The sequence below is a fragment of the Alistipes sp. CHKCI003 genome, from assembly GCF_900021155.1.
GTDB lineage: Bacteria > Bacteroidota > Bacteroidia > Bacteroidales > Rikenellaceae > Alistipes > Alistipes excrementavium.
In genome coordinates, this window is record NZ_FCNT01000077.1 from 2,501 (window position 1) to 3,573 (window position 1,073).

Annotated in this window: 1 rRNA gene (cut by a window edge); it reads right to left on the bottom strand. The window is 50.5% G+C overall.

The window, feature by feature from the left end:
• Nucleotides 1-1,004: ribosomal RNA gene (locus BN3659_RS10110) — 23S ribosomal RNA — on the bottom strand (it extends 1,869 nt beyond the left edge of the window).
• Nucleotides 1,005-1,073: the final 69 nt, after the last annotated feature.

A 1,073-nucleotide genomic window follows, 5' to 3' on the forward strand; every position in this document is an offset into this window, starting at 1 on the left:
TTTGTGACCGGACATTAGCACCCGGTCGCTCACTGCTGTAAATCATACTACTGGCATTCGGAGTTTGTCAGGATTTGGTAGGCGGTGAAGCCCCCGCATCCAATCAGTAGCTCTACCTCCAGTAGACTCTTTATTACAACGCTGCCCCTAAAGGCATTTCGGGGAGTACGAGCTATTTCCCAGCTTGATTGGCCTTTCACTCCTACCCTCAAGTCATCGAGAAGCTTTTCAACGCTTATTCGTTCGGACCTCCAATTGGTATTACCCAACCTTCATCCTGCTCAAGGGTAGATCGCAAGGTTTCGCGTCTACAACCACTGACTCGACGCCCTTTTCAGACTCGCTTTCGCTTCGGCTCCGTGCTTCCACGCACTTAACCTCGCCAGTGATTAGTAACTCGTAGGCTCATTATTCAATAGGCACGCCGTCACCGCACAAAGCGGCTCCGACAGGTTGTAAGCGTATGGTTTCAGGTTCTTTTTCACTCCCCTGTTCGGGGTTCTTTTCACCTTTCCTTCACAGTACTGGTTCACTATCGGTCTCTTGGGAGTATTTAGCCTTGCCGGGTGGTCCCGGCGGATTCAGACAGGATTCCTCGTGTCCCGCCCTACTCAGGATACCGCTATCTTAAAACTGACTTGCCCGTACGAGCCTTTCACTCTCTTTGGATGACCTTTCCAAGCCATTCCGGTTCGTCGTCTCTCGAATATCGCGGTCCTACAACCCCGGAATTGCCGTAACAATTCCGGTTTGGGCTCTTTCCATTTCGCTCGCCGCTACTTTGGAAATCGATATTTCTTTCTTTTCCTCCTCCTACTTAGATGTTTCAGTTCAGAGGGTTGGCCCACTCGCGTGTGTCAGGCCTTCTGCCTGACGGGTTGTCCCATTCGGATATCTGCGGATCAAGTCTCGTTTGCAAATCCCCGCAGCTTTTCGCAGCTTACCACGTCCTTCATCGCCTCCAAGAGCCTAGGCATCCCCCATACGCCCTTCTATACTTTCTTACATTCCCGGATACACCTATTGTTGCATCCGAAAACTTTATCTCATCTCCTTAAGTATGTCAATGAACG